The 18,352-nt window shown below is 72.9% G+C and carries 15 protein-coding genes; 1 reads left to right on the top strand and 14 read right to left on the bottom strand.

Annotated features, from left to right (window positions below; translation table 11 throughout):
* Positions 1–13: 13 nt before the first annotated feature.
* A complete protein-coding gene (locus ACFVXJ_RS07845) occupies positions 14–2,818 on the top strand; it encodes an ATP-binding protein (protein ID WP_389660312.1) in 2,805 nt (934 codons plus the stop codon).
* On the opposite strand, the gene ACFVXJ_RS07850 is transcribed toward ACFVXJ_RS07845, so the two are convergent.
* From ACFVXJ_RS07850 to ACFVXJ_RS07915, 14 genes are all read right to left on the bottom strand, one after another.
* Positions 2,797–3,336 (bottom strand): sigma-70 family RNA polymerase sigma factor, encoded by a 540-nt coding sequence (locus ACFVXJ_RS07850; protein WP_389660315.1) that lies wholly within the window; start codon positions 3,334–3,336, stop codon positions 2,797–2,799. The two genes, ACFVXJ_RS07845 and ACFVXJ_RS07850, sit on opposite strands and share 22 nt — an antisense overlap.
* Before the next feature lie 212 nt (positions 3,337–3,548).
* Positions 3,549–4,991 carry a GuaB1 family IMP dehydrogenase-related protein gene (locus ACFVXJ_RS07855; RefSeq protein ID WP_389660318.1) on the bottom strand — a complete coding sequence of 481 codons (1,443 nt, stop codon included), beginning with the start codon at positions 4,989–4,991 and terminating at the stop codon, positions 3,549–3,551.
* 219 nt (positions 4,992–5,210) lie between these two features.
* Positions 5,211–6,368 (bottom strand): XdhC family protein, encoded by a 1,158-nt coding sequence (locus tag ACFVXJ_RS07860; protein WP_389660321.1) that lies wholly within the window; start codon positions 6,366–6,368, stop codon positions 5,211–5,213.
* Complete coding sequence (locus tag ACFVXJ_RS07865) at positions 6,368–7,648, bottom strand: IS701 family transposase (RefSeq protein ID WP_389660325.1); 1,281 nt, start codon at positions 7,646–7,648, stop codon at positions 6,368–6,370. Before ACFVXJ_RS07865 ends, ACFVXJ_RS07860 begins: the two co-directional genes overlap by 1 nt.
* A 72-nt stretch (positions 7,649–7,720) precedes the next feature.
* Positions 7,721–8,368: a TMEM175 family protein gene (locus ACFVXJ_RS07870; RefSeq protein ID WP_389660328.1), complete on the bottom strand. Its 648-nt coding sequence runs from the start codon at positions 8,366–8,368 to the stop codon at positions 7,721–7,723.
* Between the two features lie 84 nt (positions 8,369–8,452).
* Positions 8,453–8,794 (bottom strand): nuclear transport factor 2 family protein, encoded by a 342-nt coding sequence (locus ACFVXJ_RS07875; protein ID WP_136210809.1) that lies wholly within the window; start codon positions 8,792–8,794, stop codon positions 8,453–8,455.
* 82 nt (positions 8,795–8,876) lie between these two features.
* Positions 8,877–10,355, bottom strand: a complete 1,479-nt coding sequence (locus tag ACFVXJ_RS07880; RefSeq protein ID WP_389660332.1) for an ATP-binding protein — start codon at positions 10,353–10,355, stop codon at positions 8,877–8,879.
* The gene (locus ACFVXJ_RS07885) at positions 10,352–11,617 is read right to left on the bottom strand and encodes an MFS transporter (protein ID WP_389660335.1); all 1,266 of its coding nucleotides are present in this window, start codon (positions 11,615–11,617) and stop codon (positions 10,352–10,354) included. Before ACFVXJ_RS07885 ends, ACFVXJ_RS07880 begins: the two co-directional genes overlap by 4 nt.
* Before the next feature lie 30 nt (positions 11,618–11,647).
* A complete protein-coding gene (locus ACFVXJ_RS07890; protein WP_389660338.1) occupies positions 11,648–12,472 on the bottom strand; it encodes an FAD binding domain-containing protein in 825 nt (274 codons plus the stop codon).
* Complete coding sequence (locus ACFVXJ_RS07895) at positions 12,469–14,874, bottom strand: xanthine dehydrogenase family protein molybdopterin-binding subunit (protein WP_389660341.1); 2,406 nt, start codon at positions 14,872–14,874, stop codon at positions 12,469–12,471. The genes ACFVXJ_RS07890 and ACFVXJ_RS07895 overlap by 4 nt, the downstream gene beginning before the upstream one ends.
* Before the next feature lie 4 nt (positions 14,875–14,878).
* Positions 14,879–15,421: a (2Fe-2S)-binding protein gene (locus tag ACFVXJ_RS07900; RefSeq protein ID WP_389660344.1), complete on the bottom strand. Its 543-nt coding sequence runs from the start codon at positions 15,419–15,421 to the stop codon at positions 14,879–14,881.
* Positions 15,406–16,020 carry an NADPH-dependent F420 reductase gene (locus ACFVXJ_RS07905; protein ID WP_389660347.1) on the bottom strand — a complete coding sequence of 205 codons (615 nt, stop codon included), beginning with the start codon at positions 16,018–16,020 and terminating at the stop codon, positions 15,406–15,408. The genes ACFVXJ_RS07900 and ACFVXJ_RS07905 overlap by 16 nt, the downstream gene beginning before the upstream one ends.
* 9 nt (positions 16,021–16,029) lie before the next feature.
* Complete coding sequence (locus ACFVXJ_RS07910) at positions 16,030–17,523, bottom strand: aldehyde dehydrogenase family protein (protein ID WP_389660350.1); 1,494 nt, start codon at positions 17,521–17,523, stop codon at positions 16,030–16,032.
* A 34-nt stretch (positions 17,524–17,557) separates the two neighbouring features.
* Positions 17,558–18,298: a type 1 glutamine amidotransferase domain-containing protein gene (locus tag ACFVXJ_RS07915; protein ID WP_389660353.1), complete on the bottom strand. Its 741-nt coding sequence runs from the start codon at positions 18,296–18,298 to the stop codon at positions 17,558–17,560.
* Positions 18,299–18,352: the final 54 nt, after the last annotated feature.

Here is an 18,352-nt window from a genome sequence, read left to right on the forward strand (position 1 = left end):
CGGGAGGCGCGGCATGACCGGAGGGACCGCCGAGGTGCGGGTCGGGCGAGAGCATCAGCGTGAGGCTTTACGGGACTGGGTGCGCGGCGGCGCGGTGGGCGGCGGGGGCCGGCTGGTCGTGGAGGGGGAAGCCGGCGCGGGGAAGACCGCTCTGGTGCGGGAGGCGCTGGTCGAGGCGCGGACGCTGGGCTGCCGGGTGCGCTACGGCGTCGCCGACCCGCTCGGGGCGGGTCCGGCGCTGCGGGCCGTACTGGACTGCCTGCACCCCGACGGACCGGACCGGGCGGCGGTCATCGCCCTGTTGCGGGAGGCCGACGATCCGGGCCGGCCGGGCGGGGCCCTGCTGGCGGCGACGGACCGGCTGGTGGCCGCCGTGGAGGCGTGGTGCGCGGACGGCCCTTTGCTCTTGGTCCTGGACGACCTGCACTGGGCGGACCCGGCGAGCCTGCTGGTGTGGCGGCGGCTGGGCCGGGCGGCGGGCCGGCTGCCGCTGCTGCTGGCCGCGACCCGACGGGCCGTGCCGCGGCGGCCCGAGGTGGAGCGGCTGTGCGCCGAGCCGGGCGCGCGGGTGCTGCGGCTGGGGCCGCTGTCGGCCGAGGAGTCGGCGGCGCTGCTCCAAGGGCTGTTCGGGGCTCCCCCGGGACCGCGGCTGCGGGCGGCGGCCGAGGCCGCCGGGGGCAACCCGCGGCTCATACGGGTACTCGCCCGGCACTGGTCCCGGAGCATCGGGGTCGAGGCCGGTGTCGCCGAACTGGCGCTCTCCACGCGGGACCTGACCCCGCCGGCCGCCGCCGTGACCGGCGGGTTGGACGGTCTGTCCCGGGCGGCCTGCGCCACCCTCCGCCACGCCGCGGTCCTGGGTCCGTCCTTCACCGTGCGCGAGCTGGCCGTCGTACGGGAACGGCCGGTGTGGGAGCTGCTCGCCGAGCTGGAGGAACCGCTGCTGGAGGGGCTGCTGGAGGACACCGGCGAGCACCTGCGCTTCCGGCACCCGGTGCTTCGCGAGGCGCTCTACCGTGACACCCCCCGGTCGGTCCGCTCCACCCTGCACCGGGAGGCGGCCCGGGCCTTCGCCGAGGCCGGGCTGGAACCGGCCCGGACCGCCGGGCAGTTGCTGGGCGGCGGGGTCCCGGACGCGTGGGCGGTGCGGTGGCTCGCGCGGGCGGCGCCGGAGCTGATCCCGGTGGCCCCGGGGGTCGCGGCGGAGCTGCTGGAGCGGGCCATCGCGCGGGCCCCGGGCGGGGCTGCGACGGAGCCGGGTGCCTTGGAGGCGCTGGAGGAGAACCTGGCGGACGCGGCACTGCTGCTGCGCCGCCCGGGGTCGGTGCGGCTGTTGGACACGCTGTGGGAGCGGGCCGGGGAACCGGAGCGGCGGGCGGCCCTCGCCTTCAAGCTGGTGTCCGCGCTGATGATCCGGGGCGACATGGAGCGTTCCCTGGAGGTGACCCGGCGGGCGTTGGCGGAGCCGTTCGGTTCGGCCTCGTACCGGCTGCGCCTGGAGGCCTGCCGGGTGTTGGCGCTGGCCGAGCTGCACCGGCCGCAGGAGGCGTACGAACGGGCCGGGCCGCTGGTGGAGCGGGCCCGGCGGCTGGGTGATCCGTTGTGCGGGGCGGAGGCCGAGCACGCGATGGCGTTCGCGCTGTTCCACCTGAACCGGGGCCGGGAGTCGCTGCGGCACGTCGCGGAGGGCATCGCCTGCGCCCGGCGCAGTCCGGCGGCCAACGACATGCGGCTGCTGCTGCTCGCCAACCAGGCGGAGGAACACCTGCGGTTCGACGAGCCGGAGGTGGTGGCCGAGGCGCTGCGGGAAGCCCGGGAGCTGGCCACGCGGACCGGTTCGACGGGGCGGCTGGTGGTGACCGAGGCGCTGTCCGCGGAGTTCCGCTACCGGCGCGGGGAGTGGGACGCGGCGCTGGCCGGGGTGGCGCGGGCGGACGGCCTGGCGGTGTCGGACGGCTGGCTGCCGGTGGTGGTGCACGGGCTGCGGGCGCTGGTCCTGGGTCACCGCGACGACCGGGCGGCGGCCGCGGCGGAGCTGGCGGCGCTGCCGGCCGAGGCGTTCGACAGCCCGGCCGCCCGCCGGTACGCCTCGCACGTGCTGTTGGCCCGGGCGCTGCTCGCGGAGCGGGACGGGCGGCCCGCCGACGCCTTGGCGGCGTTGCTGCCCGCGCTGGAGGACGGGGTGGAGGGGGCGACGGTGTACGACCGGCCGTGGGTGTTGTCGGAGGCGGTGCGCCTGGCGCTGGAGTGCGGGGACGCGGCGACGGCCCGGTCGGCGGTCGCGGCCTGCGCCCGTACCGCGGCGGCCCTGCCGGAGTACCCCGGACCGGCGCTGGCGCTGCTGCGCTGTCGGGGCCTGTTCGCGCAGGACCCGGAGCCGCTGGAGCGGGCCGTGGCACGGGCCGGGCCCGGCGGCCGGCCGCTGGTGCTGGGGCACACGTTGGAGGATCTCGCGGTGGCCCGGGCGTGGCGCGGTGACCTGGTCGGCGCGCGGGAGTCGCTGGCGGGGGCGGTGGGCGCGTACGAGGGCCTGGGCGCCCGGTGGGACATCGCGCGGGCCGACGCCCGGCTGCGGAGCCTGGGCGTGCGCCGGGGCAGCCGGGCGGCGCGGCGCCGGGCGTCGAGCGGCTGGGACGCGCTGACCCCGGCCGAGCTCAAGGTCGCGCTGCTGGTCGGGCAGGGCCGGACCAACCCGGAGATCGCGGCGGCCCTGTTCCTCTCCCCCAGGACGGTCCAGACGCATGTCTCGCACATCCTGGCCAAGCTCCAGGTCCGCTCGCGGGCGGCGGTGGCGGCTCAGGCGGCGGCGCGGCCGTAGCCGGGCAGGAGCGCGCGCAGGGCCCGCAGGGCGTAGTACGTACGGGACTTGACGGTCCCGGCCGGTACGCCCAACAGCGCGGCGGCCTCGCAGACCGACGCGCCGCGGAAGTAGATCAGGTCGAGTACGGCGCGGTGCGGGGGGCTCAGCATGCGCAGCGCTTCGCGCAGGTCGAGGGCGGCGACGGCCTGCTCGGTGCGGTCGTCGGCGGCCGGGGACTGGTCCAGGGCGTCGGGGGCGACCTCGGCGGGCCGCACCAGCCGGGCCCGCCGCGCGTCGATGGCGAGGCGCCGGGCGACGGTGTAGAGCCACGGCCGCATCGAGGTGTGGTCCCCGTTCTCGACGGCTTCCGGATGCCGCCACGCCCGTAGGAGGGTTTCCTGTACGAGGTCCTCGGCGCGGTGGCGGTCCCCGAAGGTCAGGCCGAGCAGGAATCCGTGGAGGGCTTTGCCGTGGTCGCGGTGGAGGCGGGCGAGGGCCTGCTCATCGGTGGTGCGGCGCGCGAGGTCGGTGGTCACCGGGTCACCTCTTCCGGGTCGGATGACCTGAGCGTGACCCCGTCCCGGCGCGGAGTTATCCGCCGCCTGACGTATCCGGGCGCCCCGGGCGCCGACCGGTCGAACGGCGCCGCCGAACGGCACCGTCCACCGGTCGAACGGTGGTGGTCGGTCCCGGACCTTCCCGTGGCCCCGACCCGTCCGAGCGGACGGTCCGGGGCCACGGGAAGGTATCAGCTCCAGCTGGCGTGCAGGGGCTTGCCCTCGGCGTAGCCGGCCGCCGACTGGACGCCGACCACGGCCTTCTCCTCGAACTCGGCCAGCGAGCCCGCGCCCGCGTAGGTGCAGGAGGACCGCACGCCCGCGATGATCGAGTCGATCAGGTCCTCGACGCCAGGCCGCGTCGGGTCCAGGAACATGCGCGAGGTGGAGATGCCCTCCTCGAACAGGCCCTTGCGCGCCCGGTCGTACGCCGACTCCTCCGAGGTGCGGTTCTGCACCGCGCGCGCCGACGCCATGCCGAACGACTCCTTGTAGAAGCGGCCGTCCGCGGACTGCTGGAGGTCGCCGGGGGACTCGAAGGTCCCGGCGAACCAGGAGCCGATCATCACGTTCGACGCGCCGGCGGCCAGCGCCATGGCCACGTCGCGCGGGTGTCGGACGCCACCGTCGGCCCACACGTGCTTGCCGTGCTTCTTGGCCTCGGCCGCGCACTCCAGCACCGCGGAGAACTGCGGGCGGCCCACGCCGGTCATCATGCGGGTGGTGCACATGGCGCCGGGGCCCACACCGACCTTGATGATGTCCGCGCCGGCGTCGATCAGGTCCTTGACGCCCTCGGCGGCGACGATGTTGCCGGCCACGATCGGGACCTGCGGGTCCAGCGCCCGGACGGCCTTGATCGCGTTGATCATCGACTCCTGATGGCCGTGCGCCGTGTCGATGACGAGCGTGTCCACGCCCGCGTCGAGCAGCTGCTTGGCCTTGCCGACGAAGTCGCCGTTGATGCCGACGGCGGCGGCGACGCGCAGCTTGCCATTGGCGTCGGTCGCCGGGGTGTAGAGGGTCGCGCGCAGGGCGCCCTTGCGGGTCAGGAGGCCGACGAGCCTGCCGTCCCGGTCGACGGCCGGGGCCAGCTTGCGGTGGCCGGCGTCGAGCTTGTTGAACGCCTCGCGGGGGTCGATGTCGGCGTCGATGAGCAGCAGCTCCTTCGACATGACCTCGGAGAGCTGGGTGAAGCGGTCCACGCCGGTCAGGTCGTGGTCGGTGACGACGCCGACGGGCCGGTTGTCGGCGTCGACGACGACGCCCGCGCCGTGGGCCCGCTTGGGCAGCAGCGACAGCGCGTCGGCGACGGTCTGGGTGGGCGCCAGGGTGATGGGGGTGTCCAGCACGAGGTGGCGCGTCTTGACCCAGGAGATGACGTCGGTGACGACCTCGATCGGGATGTCCTGCGGGATGACGACGATGCCGCCGCGGCGGGCGACGGTCTCGGCCATCCGGCGGCCCGCGATGGCGGTCATGTTGGCCACGACGAGCGGAATGGTGGTGCCGGTGCCGTCGGGCGAGGAGAGGTCTACGCCCTGGCGGGAACCGACCGCGGAGCGGCTCGGCACCATGAACACATCGTCGTACGTCAGGTCGTACGGCGGCTTCTGGTCATTGAGGAAACGCACGTGCTGAACATCCCAGTCGATCGGAGTTGGCCCTCGACAGGGCAGCCGAGGAAACGCACGTACTTCATTCTCCCATGGCCCGGTGTTTATGCAGCCCGGTCCGATCGTCCAGGACATAAGGGACCACCTGGTCGCTTCCTCCAGACCGGGGCCGTCCCCCGGCTCGTCGCGACCGCGGCGACCGGGCGGCCCCGCCGCCGGCGGGGCCGCCCGACGACCTCATCCCCTCCCCGCCGGCTCGCCCACCGGGAGCATCCGGCGGTGGACGGGACCGGGGCGGTCGGTCAGCGGGGTCACGCTGCCGCCGTGGCGGACGGCGGTGAGCTCGGCGGCGATGGCGAGGGCCGTCTCCTCCGGGGTCCCGCCGCCCAGGTCCAGGCCGATGGGTGAGCGCAGCCGGGCCAGCGCGGTCTCCGGCAGCCCCTCCTCCCGCAGCCGGGCGGCCCGCTCGGTGTGGGTGCGTCGCGACCCCATGGCCCCCACGTACGAGAGCGGCAGCCGCAGGGCGAGGGACAGCAGCGGTACGTCGAACTTCGCGTCGTGGGTCAGGACGCAGACGGCGGTACGGGCGTCGAGCCGGCCCGCCTCCCACTCGGCGGCCAAATGGCGGTGCGGCCACTCCACGACCACCTCGTCGGCCTCGGGGAACCGGGTCGGGGTGGTGAAGACGGCCCGGGCGTCGCAGACGGTGACCCGGTGGCCGAGGAACGCCCCGATCCGGGCCAGCGCGGCGGCGAAGTCGATGGCCCCGTAGACGATCAGCCGGGGCGGCTCCGCGGCGGACTCGACCAGCAGGGTCAGGGGCCGGCCGCACAGCCCGCCGGCCGTCCCCAGCTCGACGGTGCCGGTCCGCCCGGCGAGCAGCAGGTCCCGGACCCGTTCGGCGGCGGCCCGGTCCAGGGCGGGCTCCCCGCCCAGGTGGCCCTCGTAGGAGCCGTCGGCGTGGACGGCCAGCGCCCGGCCGAGCTGGCGGGGCGGGCCGGAGACGACCCGGGCCAGTGCGGGCCGCGCGCCGGTCCCGGCGTGGTCGAGCACCGTGCGCAGGACGGGTCGCACGGGATCGTGCCCGCGTAGCGGGGTGATCAGCACGTCCAGGATTCCGCCGCAGGTCAGCCCGACCGCGAAGGCGTCGTCGTCGCTGTACCCGAAGCGGTGGACGCCCCCTTCGCCGGTGGTGATCGCCTCCAGGCACAGCTCGTGGACGGCGGACTCCACGCAGCCCCCGGACAGGGAGCCGAGCGCGGTGCCCCCGGCGTCGACGGCCAGTGAGGCACCCGGCCCGCGCGGCGCGCTGCCGCTGACGGCGACGACGGTGGCCAGTGCGAACTCGCGTCGCTCGGCGCACCAGGTGCGGAGTTCCCCCGCGATGTCCCACATCAGCGGATGTACGCGCGACGGGGTGCCTGGCCGGGTATGAGCGGCCTCGGCGGCAGGACGGCGGGCGGGCGGGGCCTGGTCGGGCCCTGGTAGGGCAGGGTCGTCGGGTCGGGGAGGCGGCCCCCGGCGCTGCCCAGCAGTCGGGCGGCGTGGGCGACGCTGGCGAGGGTGGCGTGGTGGTGCCAGCCGCGGAAGGAGCGGCCCTCGAAGTCGCGGATCCCGACGGGTTCGCAGGTCTCGGCGAAGTCCAGGGAGACCCGGTCGGTGAGCTTGGCCAGCAGGAAGAGCTGGGCGAGCGGCCGATCGCCGATGTTGGTGATCCAGAACTCGGAGGGCAGCAGGGCCGCCTCCGTCCACGCCCCGACGAGCAACAGCGGGGTGGCGGGCGGCGGGGCGGCCCGGTCCTCGCCGGCGGTGGCGAGGATGGAGGCCGAGGTCAGCAGGGTGACCGCGCCCTCGGCGCGGCCGTGGCGGGTCCATTCGACGACGCGCCGCTGGGAGCGCAGGGAGTCGATGAGTTCCCGGGCGGGCGCGGTGTGCGGTCCGGGCTTGTGGCGCCCGGACCCGCCGAAGGAGACGGGCAGCGAGCCGTCGACCTTGAAGACGAAGGGGATGTCCTGGAGCGTGAACGACTCGACGCACTGCGGGAGGTCGCTGTTGGAGACCTCCATCACCACCGGGCGCCGCTGGAGTTGCCAGCCGGCGGCCATGCGCTGGACGGCGTGTACGGCGTCCTGGGCGGGGGTGAGCGAGCGCGCGGTGTCGGGGATGCCGGCCCGGCGGCGGCGCAGCAGTTCGCTGGTCCAGGGGCCGGGGAGGGTGAGGGTCCATTCGACCGGGAAGCTGGCCTCGCTGGAGGCGAGCCAAATCCCCCCGGCCTGCTGACAGTTCGCGGTGCGCCCGAGCTGGGGGACGAACTGTCGGCCCACCCCCACGGAGCGGTCGCCGGCCTTCTCGATGACCATCGGCTGCACCACCCAGGCGAGCGGGCGTTGGGCGGTGCGTTCGATGTGCTGGGCGAGGGACCGGCGTACGGGGGTCCAGTCCCACGGGGATTTGCTGATGAACTGCTGGAGGCTCTGCTCGACGGAACTCGCGCCGGTTCCGGCGATGTTACGGATTGTTTTCTTCCCATTGGTCCGCACCAGACCATTGAGATAAACGCGGGCCCAGTTTCGCTGGTCCCGCCGGGGTAATGACTCGAAGAACAGAGAGATCAGGACATCGATCAACTCGGAGATTTCCTTTGCGGAATCCTCCGGCAGGACTACGCGAGCCATCTGGGCCTCCCCCGCGACCAGCTAGATCCAATACCCTACTTGACCGCGTAGAACGGCCGTAGGCCAGGGCGGCTACTTCCTGAGGTCGCCGGCAGTCGCGAGCCGCTCTTCCTCTACCACGAGCGGGATCGGGATCTGGTTCGCCGCGTAGTAGAGCGCGATCAGGAAGTGTGCGACGAGAGTGAGTGGTGCGGAGAAAAAGGACAGGAGCACCGTCATGGGGTAAGCGATCGCCCCCAGACCGAACCGCATTCGGGTCGCCCGGGCGCCGTCCTTGTCGACTTGTTCGTGGAAGAGGTGGCCGACCCGGGTGACGTACCACCAGAAGGCGAGGAACGCCAGGGCGTACGCGACGGTGAGCGAGCTGTAGAGGATGGCGGCCGCGTTGGCCGATCCGCCTTCTTCCATGAGGTGTTCGGCGAGGACGGTGGTCGTGTAGGGGATCACCGATACCACCATCAGCACCAGGAGATTCAGGAACAACAGCGGTCGGTCGACCCGCTTGAGGTGGCTGAAGATGGTGTGGTGGTTCACCCACATGACGCCGATGATGAGGAAACTCACCACATAGGCGGCGTAATGCGGCCACTGTTCCCACACGCCGCGCCAGAACTCCGACCCCGTTTCTTTCGGAACTTTGAGTTCCAGAACGAGAATCGTGATGACGATGGCGAACACGCCGTCGCTGAATGCCTCGACGCGACCGGTTTCGCGCTCCATTGACTCCCCTTTGTCACTCGTTCCGCGCATGCGGGGAGGGCGCTGCCCCCGCCCTCCCCGCACACGCTACCCAGTTCTCGGGGCTCAGCCGCCGAATCCGGCGGTCTGCCGCCAGATCCGGCCATCACGGACCACAAGTGTCCCGAACGCGTGCTCCGGTTGTCCGTTGAGGTTCATGATCGCCCGGTAGAAGATCGTGTCCTCGGTCTCGACGTACTCCTGGAGTTCGACGAGCGTGGGCTTGACCGAGAGGTAGCCGGTGAACGTCTCGCGGACGGCCTCGATCCCCACCGAGGCCCCCTCGAAGCGCAGCAGCACCGCGTCGTCCGTGTAGTTCTTCATGACCGCCTCGATGTCGAGGGCGGCCAGCGCCTCCATCTGGCGGACGAAGACGGGGTGCAGCTTGGAGATGTCGTACGTGGCCATGTCGGACTCCACTCTTTCCATGGGAACGGGCTGGACGGAAACGGGCTCGACGGGAACGGGCTCAACTGGTGCTCCGACCGGCTCACCCGGCCGGAGCGGCTGCCGCGGTTGTCGGCGGCGGGGTGGCGAGCGGCAGCCGCACGACCATCCGGGTCTCTCCCGGACGGGAGCGGGCCGTGATCGACCCGTGGTGGCGCTGGGTCACGATCCGGTAGCTGAGGTGCAGCCCCAGACCCGTGCCCTTCCCCACGTCCTTGGTGGTGTAGAAGGGTTCGAAGATCCGCGGCAGCACGTCCTCGGGGATGCCGCGGCCGGTGTCGACGACCTCCACGACCATGCAGACCCCCTCGGCCCGGGCCCGCAGGGTGAGGGTGCCGGCGCCTTCCATGGCCTCGGCCGCGTTGTCGACGAGGTTGGTCCACACCTGGTTCAACTCGCCCGGATAGCCCGTCAGTTCGGGGAGGTCGGGCTCGTACTCGCGTACCAGGGTGATGCCGGAGAGCTTCGACCGGAGCACGACCAGCGTGTTCTCCAGCCCGTCCGTCACCGGGAAGCGCTGTTCGGGGGCCCGGTCGAGGTTGGCGTAATCGCGGGTGGCGGCGACGAGCTGGGAGATGCGCGGGCCCGCCGCCCGCAGCTCGGCGGCCAGGGAGCGGATCTCCAGCAGCGCCGCCAGGTGGTCCAGCGCGGCGGGCAGGGCCGGCTCGCCGATCCCCTCCAGCCGCTCCAGCAGCCAGCCCAGCTCCAGCCCGAGGTCCGAGACGCCCGCGCCGAGCAGTCCCGGCCGCTCGGTGCCCGCCTCCTCGGCCCAGTCGGCGATCTCCTCCTCGGCGTCCGCCTGCGCCAGCGGGTCGGCGGTCTGCGGCGGCGGCAGTTTGTCCAACTCGTCGGTCAGCCGGTCCAGCAGGGAGCGCTCGGGACCCGAGGCCGCCGCCCCCCAGGCGTGCGCGGTGCGGGTCAGCCGCTCCAGCGCGGGTGCCAGTTCCTGCGCCGCCCGGGCCACCGCCGCCGCCGGGTTGTTCAGCTCGTGCGCGAGCCCCGCGGCGAGGGTGCCGAGCGCCTCCACGGTGGCCCGTTTGCGGGCCTGCACCTCGGAGGACTTGATCCGCCAGGCCAGTACGGGCAGCAGGACGGCCGCCACGCCGTGGCAGCGGGTCAGCATCTCGAAGAACACCGGTTTGGGGTAGCCGACGACGGTGGTCGCGGGACCGGACGCGGACGCGGTGGCCACGTAGGAGCCGTCGGTCAGCAGCGGCAGCTCCCCCGTGAAGCGGTGCGCGGCGGAGGGTTTGCCGTCGTGTTCCTCGGCGGCGGCGCTCTCCTCCTCGGTGGAGTGGCGGGTGAGCACCTCCTCCCGGCCGTCGATGACCTTGGTGACGACGAGTCCGCCGGCGAGGAGCACGTGGAAACAGGTGGCCTCGTCACCGTCGCGGAAGAGGACGTCGCCGTCGCTCAGCACCCGGGGTTCGGAGACCGACACCAGCCAGTCCAGTTGTTCCTCGGTGAGACCGGCGAAGATCTCCAGTTCGCGCAGGGCCGACCGCAACTCCGGGCCGCTCATGCGGTTCTCCCCTCTGCCCTGGTACGGGCCGACAGCCGCAAGGTCACGATCAGGGCCAGCGCGCACACCCCGGCGACGGCGGCCATGAAGCCCACGGAGGTGCGGTGCAGACCGTGGACGTTGGTGAGCATTCCGGCGAGTACCGACGGGACGCTCATGGCGAGGTAGGCGAACACGTAGACGGCCGCGGTGAGTTCGCCGCGGTGGGCCGGGTCGGCGAGGGTGCTCAGGGCCCGGAAGGAACCCAGGAAGGCGGCGCCCCAGCCGGCGCCCAGCACGGCCGTGGCGCCGAGGAAGACGGGGGCCGAGCCGAGTCCGAGCGCCAGCAGCACCAGCGCCAGGCCGGCCAGCAGGCCCAGCAGCCCGACGACGGCGGTGCGCAGCGCCTCGGTGCGGCCGAGCAGCAGTTGCGCGGCCGTCGCGGCGCCCGCGAGCAGGGCCACGGTGGCGCCGCCGACCAGGTAGTTGGTGCTGCGGAGCAGGGACAGGGCCAGGTGCGGGCCGAGCGAGAGGTAGAAGCCGCCGACCGACCAGACGGCGACGATGGTGAGCACCAGGACGGCGAAGCGACCGCCCGCGCCCGGCGGTATCCGGATGCGGTGCGGGGCGACCCGGAAGCGGCCGCCCCGCAGCCCCGGTGCGCTCTCGCCCATCCGGACCACCCCGACCAGGGTGAGCGCGAAGGCCCCGACCAGCAGGGCGTAGCTCAGTACGGTCGGGGCCGGCCCGTACTGGACGAGGAGGCCGGCGCCCAGGCCGCCGAGCCCGATGCCCACGGTGGGGCCCGCGCTGTTGACCTGGGCCCCGAGCGCGGGTCTGGAGCGCGGGGTCAGTTCCAGCAGCGCCGCGCCCATCGCCCCGGTGGCCAGGCCGACCGCCAGCCCCTGCACCGCGCGGGCGGCCAACAGCAGCCCGAGCCCCTGGGCGCCGGCGAACAGGCCCATGGACACGATCGCGAGGACCAGCGCCGCGGCGAGCACGGGCCGTCGTCCGAGGGTGTCGGACAGCGACCCGAACAGCAGCAGCCCGGCCAGCACGGTGACGGCGTACAGGGCGAAGACCACGGTGATGGTGCCCGAGGACAGCCCCCACTTCTGCTGGTAGAGCACGTAGAGGGCGGACGGCACGGAGGAGGAGAGCATCAGCAGCACGAGGACGGCGCCCACCACCCAGAAGCCGGTGCCTGCGGTCCCACCGGCCGGCCGGCCGGTCGGGTGCGCGATGTCCCCCGTCGTCGTGGTCGTCTTGGTCGGTTCGGCCACTGTCGTCAACTCCCCCGTGGTGGGCGGTGGTCAGGCGAGCGCCTGGGCCCTCGCCAGTGCGCGGGCGGTCAGTACGCCCGCGAGGTGGCCGAGGTACTCGGCCGAGGTGCCGCGGCCCGGGACGAACAGTTCCCGGGGTTCGGCGCGGAAGGCCGCGAGCACGTTCTCCGTCGTGTACGGGCCTGCGCGCAGCCGGTCCTCGACCCCGCGCAGGCGCACGGCGCGGGTGGTGGCTCCGGTCACCGCGATGCGGGGGCCGTCGGCGGTGAGGCGTACGGCGGTCGCGCACAGCGGGTAGCGGGTGGCCCGGTCGGCGCTCTTCTCGAAGGCGGCGGCGGATCCGCCGGCCGGCACCAGCAGCGCCGTGATCACCCGGCCCTGCGGTACCCCGGAGGCGGCGAGGTCCTCGGCCGGCACCGTCGACCGTCCCCGCGGGCCGGCCAGTTCGACCTCCGCGCCGGCGGCGATGGCCGCCGGCGGCAGGTCGGTGGCCCGACCGGTGGCCGCCAGGTTCCCCCCGGTGGTGCCGAGGTTGCGGGCCTGGGGGTCGCCGTTGGCGCGGGCCGCGGCGGCGATCTCCGGGGCCCGCGCGAGCACCAGCGGGTGCGCGGCGAGTTCGGCGAGCGTGGTCAGCGCCCCGATCCGCAGCGTCCCCTCCGGGGTCGTTTCGACGCCCCGGAGTTCCTCCAGGTGTCGTACGTCGACCAGCAGGCGGGCCCGGGCGGCGCCGGCCCGCAGGTCGGGCAGCAGACTCTGGCCGCCCGCCAGGGCCAGCGCCCCGGGGGTGGCCGCGAGGAGGGTGAGCGCCTCGTCCAGACCGACGGGCCGTGCGTAGTCGAACTCGGTGAGGATCACTGGGCTTCCCCTCTCAGGCGGCGCCAGACCTTCTCGGGGGTGAGGGGCATGTCGATGTGCCGGACGCCCAGGTCGGAGAGCGCGTCGACGACGGCGTTGACGACGGCGGCGGCCGGCGGCACGGTGGCGATCTCGCCGGCCCCCTTGGCGCCGAGCGGGTTGTGCGGGCTGGGCGTGGTCGTCTTGTCGAGGGAGAAGAAGGGCACGTCGGCGGCGCGCGGCAGGGCGTAGTGGTTCAGGTCGGCGCTGACGAGCCGGCCGTCCTCGCCGTATTCGGCGATCTCCATCAACGCCTGGCCGAGGCCGTGCACGATGCTGCCCTCGATCTGGCCGAGGACGATCTTCGGGTTGCCGATGTGGCCCGCGTCGTCCACGGCGGTGTAGGACACCACCTCGGTCTCGCCGGTCAGTTCGTCGACCTCGACCACCGCGACGTGCGTGCCGAACGGGTAGTTGAAGTCCGGCGGGTCGAAGTGGGTGGTCTCGTCCAGGGCGGGTTCGATCTCGGGGGGCAGCCCCCAGCCGTACCACATGGCCATCGCCAGCTCGGCGAATGTCTTCGCGTTCGCCTCGTTGCCCTCTTCGTGGACGCCGCCGTTCGCGTAGACGACCTTGTCCTCGGGGACACCGAGGAAGACGGCGCCCGCCTTGACCAGCTTCGCCTTGAGCTTGCGGGCGGTCAGGGCGACGGCCGGCGCGGCCATGCTGTAGGAGCGCGAGCCGTAGGTGCCCTGCCCGTACGGGGCCTTCTGCGTGTCCCCCTCCAGCACCTGCACCTGCGCCGGGTCGATGCCGAGTTCGTCGGCCGCGACCTGGGCGAAGACGGTGCCGTGGCTCTGGCCGGTGGAGGCGGAGCCGACCGTCACGGTGACCTCGCCGGTGGGGTGGACGCGGATGTTCGCGCTCTCCCAGGTCCCGCCGAGCATGCCCTCCTTCGACATCCGGGTGGAGGGGCCGACCCCGCAGATGGCGACGTAGGTGGCCAGGCCCACGCCGAGGCGCTTGCCGCGGGTGCGGGCCTCGGCCTTGCGGGCGGGCATGTCGGCGTACCCCGACAGCTCCACGGCCCGGTCGAAGTTGAGCTGGTAGTCCCCGGAGTCGTAGGTCCAGCCGAGCCCGTTGTCGTACGGGAACTTCTCCTTCGGCACCAGGTTCTTGCGCCGCACCGCCGCCGGGTCCATGCCGATCTCGGAGGCGTACCGGTCGACGAGGCGTTCCATCAGGAACGCGGCCTCCGCGCGTCCGCTGCCGCGCTGGGCGCCGAGCGAGACGGTATTGGTGAAGGCGGCGTAGACCTCGCAGAAGGCGGCGGGGATGTCGTACATGCCGCTGATGGAGCGTCCCATCAGGGCGGTGGCGACACCGGGGCCGATGGTGGAGGGGTAGGCGCCCAGGTTGGCGTAGCTGGTGGCGCGCAGGGCGGTGATCCGGCCGTCGCGGGTGCCGGCGAGGGTGACGTGCTGGCGGTGGTCGCGGCCCTGGACGGTGGAGTTCATCAGGCCGGTGCGGGTGTCCACCCACTTCACGGGCCGGCCGAGCGCCTTGGACAGCAGCAGGACCAGCGCCATGTCGGGGTAGAGGTAACCCTTGGTGCCGAAGCTTCCGCCCACGGTCGGCGCGATCACCCGCAGCTTGTTGAAGGGGATGCCGAGGACCAGGGCGGAGAGCAGGAAGCGGTGGTTGTGCGGGCCCTGCGTGGAGGCGTAGAGGGTGTACTCGCCGGTGGCCGCGTGGTAGTCGCCGACCGCGCCGCGGGGCTCGATCGGGCTGTTGATGGTGCGCTGGTTGACGAGGTCGAGTTCGACGGTGACCTCGGCCTCGGCGATGGCCGCGTCGGTGCGTTCCTTGTCGCCGCAGGTCCAGTACGCGTTCAGGTTGCCGGGCACGGCCTCGTGCAGTTGGGGCGCGCCTTCGGCGAGGGCCTCGTCGGCCCGGGTGACCACGGGCAGCGGTTCGTACTCGACGGCGATGGCGGCGAGCGCGGCGGCGGCCTGGCGCGGGGTCTCGGCGACGACGACGGCGATCGGGTCGCCGACGTGCCGGACGGTGTCGCCGGTCAGGACCGGGCGGGCGCCGGGAAGTCCGTAGGGGTGCGGTGGGAAGTGGCTCTCGACCCCGCCGGGTATCCAGATGCACGGCAGCGGCATGACGTCGGTGAAGTCGGCGGCGGTGGCCACTTTCAGCACGCCGGGCAGTTGTTCGGCGGCCTTGGTCTCGATGGACAGGATCTTCGCGTGGGCCACCGGGCTGCCGAGGATCGCCATGTGGGCGGTGCCCGGCAGGTCGATGTCGGCGACGTACGTGGCCTCGCCGCGCAGGAGTTGCGGGTCCTCCCGGCTGTCCAGCGGCTGTCCCAGCACTCCGTTGCCCTGGAGAGCGCTCTCCCCCGTTACTGCTGTCATCGCCTCACACCTCCTGTCCGGACGCGACGGTGGCCGTGGCGGTCGCGGTCGCGGTCGCGTCGGCGGGTTCCTCGACGCGGGCGGCCGAGCAGGCGCGCTGCACTCCGCGCACGACGCTGTGGTAGCCGGTGCAGCGGCACAGGTTGCCGGTGAGCCACTCGCGGATCTCGGGCTCGGTGGGTGCCTCGCGGTCGGCGGTGTTGTCGACGAGTTCGCCGAGGGCCATGACCATGCCGGGGGTGCAGAAGCCGCACTGGGTGCCGTGCTCCTGGCGCAGCGCCTCCTGGAGGCCGGTGAGTTCACCGCCGGGGGTGGTGACCCCCTCGATGGTGGTCACCCGGGAGCCCGCGGCCGAGGCGGTGAGGATCAGGCAGCTCTTGACGGACCTGCCGTCGAGCCGGACGACGCACGAGCCGCACTGGCCGGTGTCGCAGCCGACCTTGGTCCCGGTCAGTCCGAGGCCGTCACGGAGCCGTTCCACGAGCAGTTCGTTCGGCGGGGCCGAGAACTGCTCGGGTCTTCCGTTCACGTTCAGTGAGAGATCCATGCGAGCGCCTGCGCTTCCGTGAGCGGCCGGTTGAAGAGGGGTCCGCCGGGCTGTTGGAGAATTCCTCCGGAGTGCAGCGGGCCGGTGTCGACGGGGGTGAATCCCAGATCCGAGATGATTCCCGCGACGATTTCCTTCGCTTTCCCGTCGTCGCCCGCCGTGAAATGGGCCAGTCGTTCGCCCGGTGCGGTGCCGGCCACGGCGAGAGTCTCGAAATGCATGGTGTTCAGGGATTTCACGACGCGGGCGCCGGGATACCAGTCGGCGACCAGGTCGCTGGAGCCGCGCCCGCCGAGGTCGGCGGGGGACCCGGACCCGCCGAACGCGTTGGTGGCGTCCACCAGGACCTTGTCCTGCACGACGTGCGGGGGCAGCAGCCCCCTTACGCGATCGAAGGGCACCATCAGCACCACCAGGTCGGCCCGGCCGGCGGCCTCGGCGGGGTGCGCCGCCGAGGCCGTGGGGCCCAGTTCGGCCAGCAGCGGGGCCAGGGCCCGCGGGCCGCGGGCGTTGGCGAGCACGACCTCGTGGCCGGCGGCGACCAGGACGCGGGCGAGGACCGTGCCGATCCGTCCGGTGCCGATGATGCCTGTCCGCATTGACGCTCCTCAGTCCATGCCGATCCAGACCGACTTGGTCTGGGTGTAGCTCTCCAGGGATTCGGGCCCGCACTCACGGCCGTAGCCGGATGCCTTGTAGCCGCCGTAGGGCACGGAGGGGTCGTACTGGTTGTAGCAGTTGACCCAGACGGTGCCCGCCTTGATCTGCGAGGCGACCCGGTGGGCGCGCCGCAGGTCCTTGGTGTGCACCCCGGCGGCCAGGCCGTACGCGCTGTCGTTGGCGATGCGTACGGCGTCCTCCTCCGTGTCGAACGGGATGATCGACAGGACCGGCCCGAAGATCTCCTCCTGGGCGATCCGCATCCCGTTGTCGACGCCGGTGAAGACGGTCGGCAGGAAGTACAGGCCGCCCGACAGGCCGGTGGCGGCGCCCTCGGGCGTCCACCCGCTGCCGCCGGTGCGCAGGACGGCGCCCTCCTTCTCGCCGACCTCGATGTACGAGCTCACCTTGTCGAACTGGCCCCGGTGGGCGAGCGGCCCGAACAGGGTGGCCGGGTCGCGGGGGTCTCCGGGCTTGAGGGCGGAGGCCCGCCGCACCAGCCGTTCGACCATCTCGTCGTGGATGGGGCGCTGGAGCAGCAGCCGGGAGCCGGCGGTGCAGATCTCGCCCTTGTTGTAGTAGATACCGAAGAAGGCCAGTTCCTCGGCGGCGGCGAGGTCCGCGTCGGCGAAGACGATGTTGGCGGACTTGCCGCCGAGTTCCATCGTGACCTTCTTCAGGGTGCCGGCCGATTTGCGGATGATGGCCTGGCCGACGGCGGTGGAACCGGTGAAGGCGATCTTGTCGATGCCGGGGTGGTCGGTGAGGGTCTCCCCCAGTTCCACGCCCGGACCGGTGATGACGTTCAGCACCCCGTCCGGGATCTCCGCCTCCTGGAACAGCTCGGCGATCTTCAAGGCGGTGAGCGGGGTGGCCGGGGAGGGCTTGTGGACGACCGTGTTGCCCGCGGCGAGGGCCGGGGCGATCTTGGTCATCGAGAGCAGCAGCGGGAAGTTGAACGGGGTGATGGCGCACACCACGCCCAGCGGTTCCCGCAGGGTGTAGGCGAGCTGGCCGCCCGCCGGGGCGCGGGAGGAGCCGTCGACACGGGTGACCGCACCCGCGTAGTAGTGCATGAGCTGGGCGGCCATGGGGGCGTCGACCGTGCTGGAGAAGGCGAACGGCTTGCCCATGTCCACCGTCTCCAGCAGGGCGATCTCCTCCAGGTCCCGCTCGATGAGCTCCCCGACCCGGTTCAGCCGCAGCGCGCGTTCCTGGGCGGACAGTCTGCTCCACGGGCCTTCCTCGTACGCCGTGCGGGCGGCGGTCACGGCCGCGTCCGCGTCGGCGGCGGTGGCCTGGGCCACCGGTACGATCTCCCGCCCGTCCACGGGGCTGACGTCCGGTTCGGTCCGGCCGTCCTGGGAGGGGACCCATCTGCCGCCGATGAAGAGCTTCCCGGGGTTGGCGAGGGGCTGGCCGCTCAGCTCACGCTTGGTCATGGCTGCCTTCCGTGTCTGGGGTGCGGGGGGCCTGTCAGCCCTTCGCGAGCTGCGCTAAGAAGGTCTCGGCGAGGGCCTTGGAGGAGTACGGGTTCTGGCCGGTGGTGAGCTTGCGGTCGACGACGACGTGGGAGTCCCAGATCGCCTCGGCCTTCTCGTAGCGGGCGCCGAGTCTGGTGAGTTCGGCCTCCAGGATCAGCGGGAGCCGGCCGGCCATGTTGGTGACGAGCTCCTCGCTGTGCGAGAAGGCCGTCATCCGGTAGCCCTCGAACGGCCAGCGGCCCTCGCCGTCACGGAGCGCGAGGAGCGAGGTGTGGCCGTGGCAGACGGTGGCCAGCGGCTTGTCCTGGGCGATGGCCCACCGCAGGATCTGGGCGAGTTCGTCGGACTTGGGCAGGTCCCCGATGGCGCCGTGGCCGCCGCTGACGTAGATCCCGTCGTAGTCGGCGATGTCCTTCTCGCCGAGGGTTTCGAGCGCGATCGGGTTCTGCAGCTGCGGGGTGTTCTCGATGACCCGGACGTACTCGGCCGCGTTGGCGGCGTCCTCGTCGGGGGAGCCGGCGGGCCGGACCCATTGGAGGAACTGCGGGTCGACGCTGGTCCGGTCGACCGTCGGGGCCTGGCCGCCGATCGTCGCCACGTCCACGGTGTGGCCGGCGGCGCGGAAGAGGGTGTAGGGCACGACGAATTCCTCGGCCCAGAATCCCGAGGGGTGCTGTTCCCCGTCGAGCAGATGAAGCGTGGCCTTTGCCGTCATGACGACGAGGATCTTCATGACTGATCTCCTTGTTCTGGAATCGCTGCCGATTCAACACGCCGCCCGCGAGGG

Origin of the sequence: Streptomyces sp. NPDC058279, assembly GCF_042881255.1 — a bacterium.
Taxonomy (GTDB): Bacteria; Actinomycetota; Actinomycetes; order Streptomycetales; family Streptomycetaceae; genus Streptomyces.

Excerpts from the sequence above, each read along its gene's own strand:
- ACFVXJ_RS07860 (WP_389660321.1), bottom strand. The coding sequence starts at position 6,368 with ATGTGGGACATCGCGGGGGAACTCCGCACCTGGTGCGCCGAGCGACGC.
- ACFVXJ_RS07895 (WP_389660341.1), bottom strand. The coding sequence starts at position 14,874 with ATGACAGCAGTAACGGGGGAGAGCGCTCTCCAGGGCAACGGAGTGCTG.
- ACFVXJ_RS07875 (WP_136210809.1), bottom strand. The coding sequence starts at position 8,794 with ATGGCCACGTACGACATCTCCAAGCTGCACCCCGTCTTCGTCCGCCAG.
- ACFVXJ_RS07845 (WP_389660312.1), top strand. The coding sequence starts at position 14 with ATGACCGGAGGGACCGCCGAGGTGCGGGTCGGGCGAGAGCATCAGCGT.
- ACFVXJ_RS07870 (WP_389660328.1), bottom strand. The coding sequence starts at position 8,368 with ATGGAGCGCGAAACCGGTCGCGTCGAGGCATTCAGCGACGGCGTGTTC.
- ACFVXJ_RS07915 (WP_389660353.1), bottom strand. The coding sequence starts at position 18,298 with ATGAAGATCCTCGTCGTCATGACGGCAAAGGCCACGCTTCATCTGCTC.
- ACFVXJ_RS07880 (WP_389660332.1), bottom strand. The coding sequence starts at position 10,355 with ATGAGCGGCCCGGAGTTGCGGTCGGCCCTGCGCGAACTGGAGATCTTC.
- ACFVXJ_RS07905 (WP_389660347.1), bottom strand. The coding sequence starts at position 16,020 with ATGCGGACAGGCATCATCGGCACCGGACGGATCGGCACGGTCCTCGCC.
- ACFVXJ_RS07900 (WP_389660344.1), bottom strand. The coding sequence starts at position 15,421 with ATGGATCTCTCACTGAACGTGAACGGAAGACCCGAGCAGTTCTCGGCC.
- ACFVXJ_RS07910 (WP_389660350.1), bottom strand. The coding sequence starts at position 17,523 with ATGACCAAGCGTGAGCTGAGCGGCCAGCCCCTCGCCAACCCCGGGAAG.
- ACFVXJ_RS07865 (WP_389660325.1), bottom strand. The coding sequence starts at position 7,648 with ATGGCTCGCGTAGTCCTGCCGGAGGATTCCGCAAAGGAAATCTCCGAG.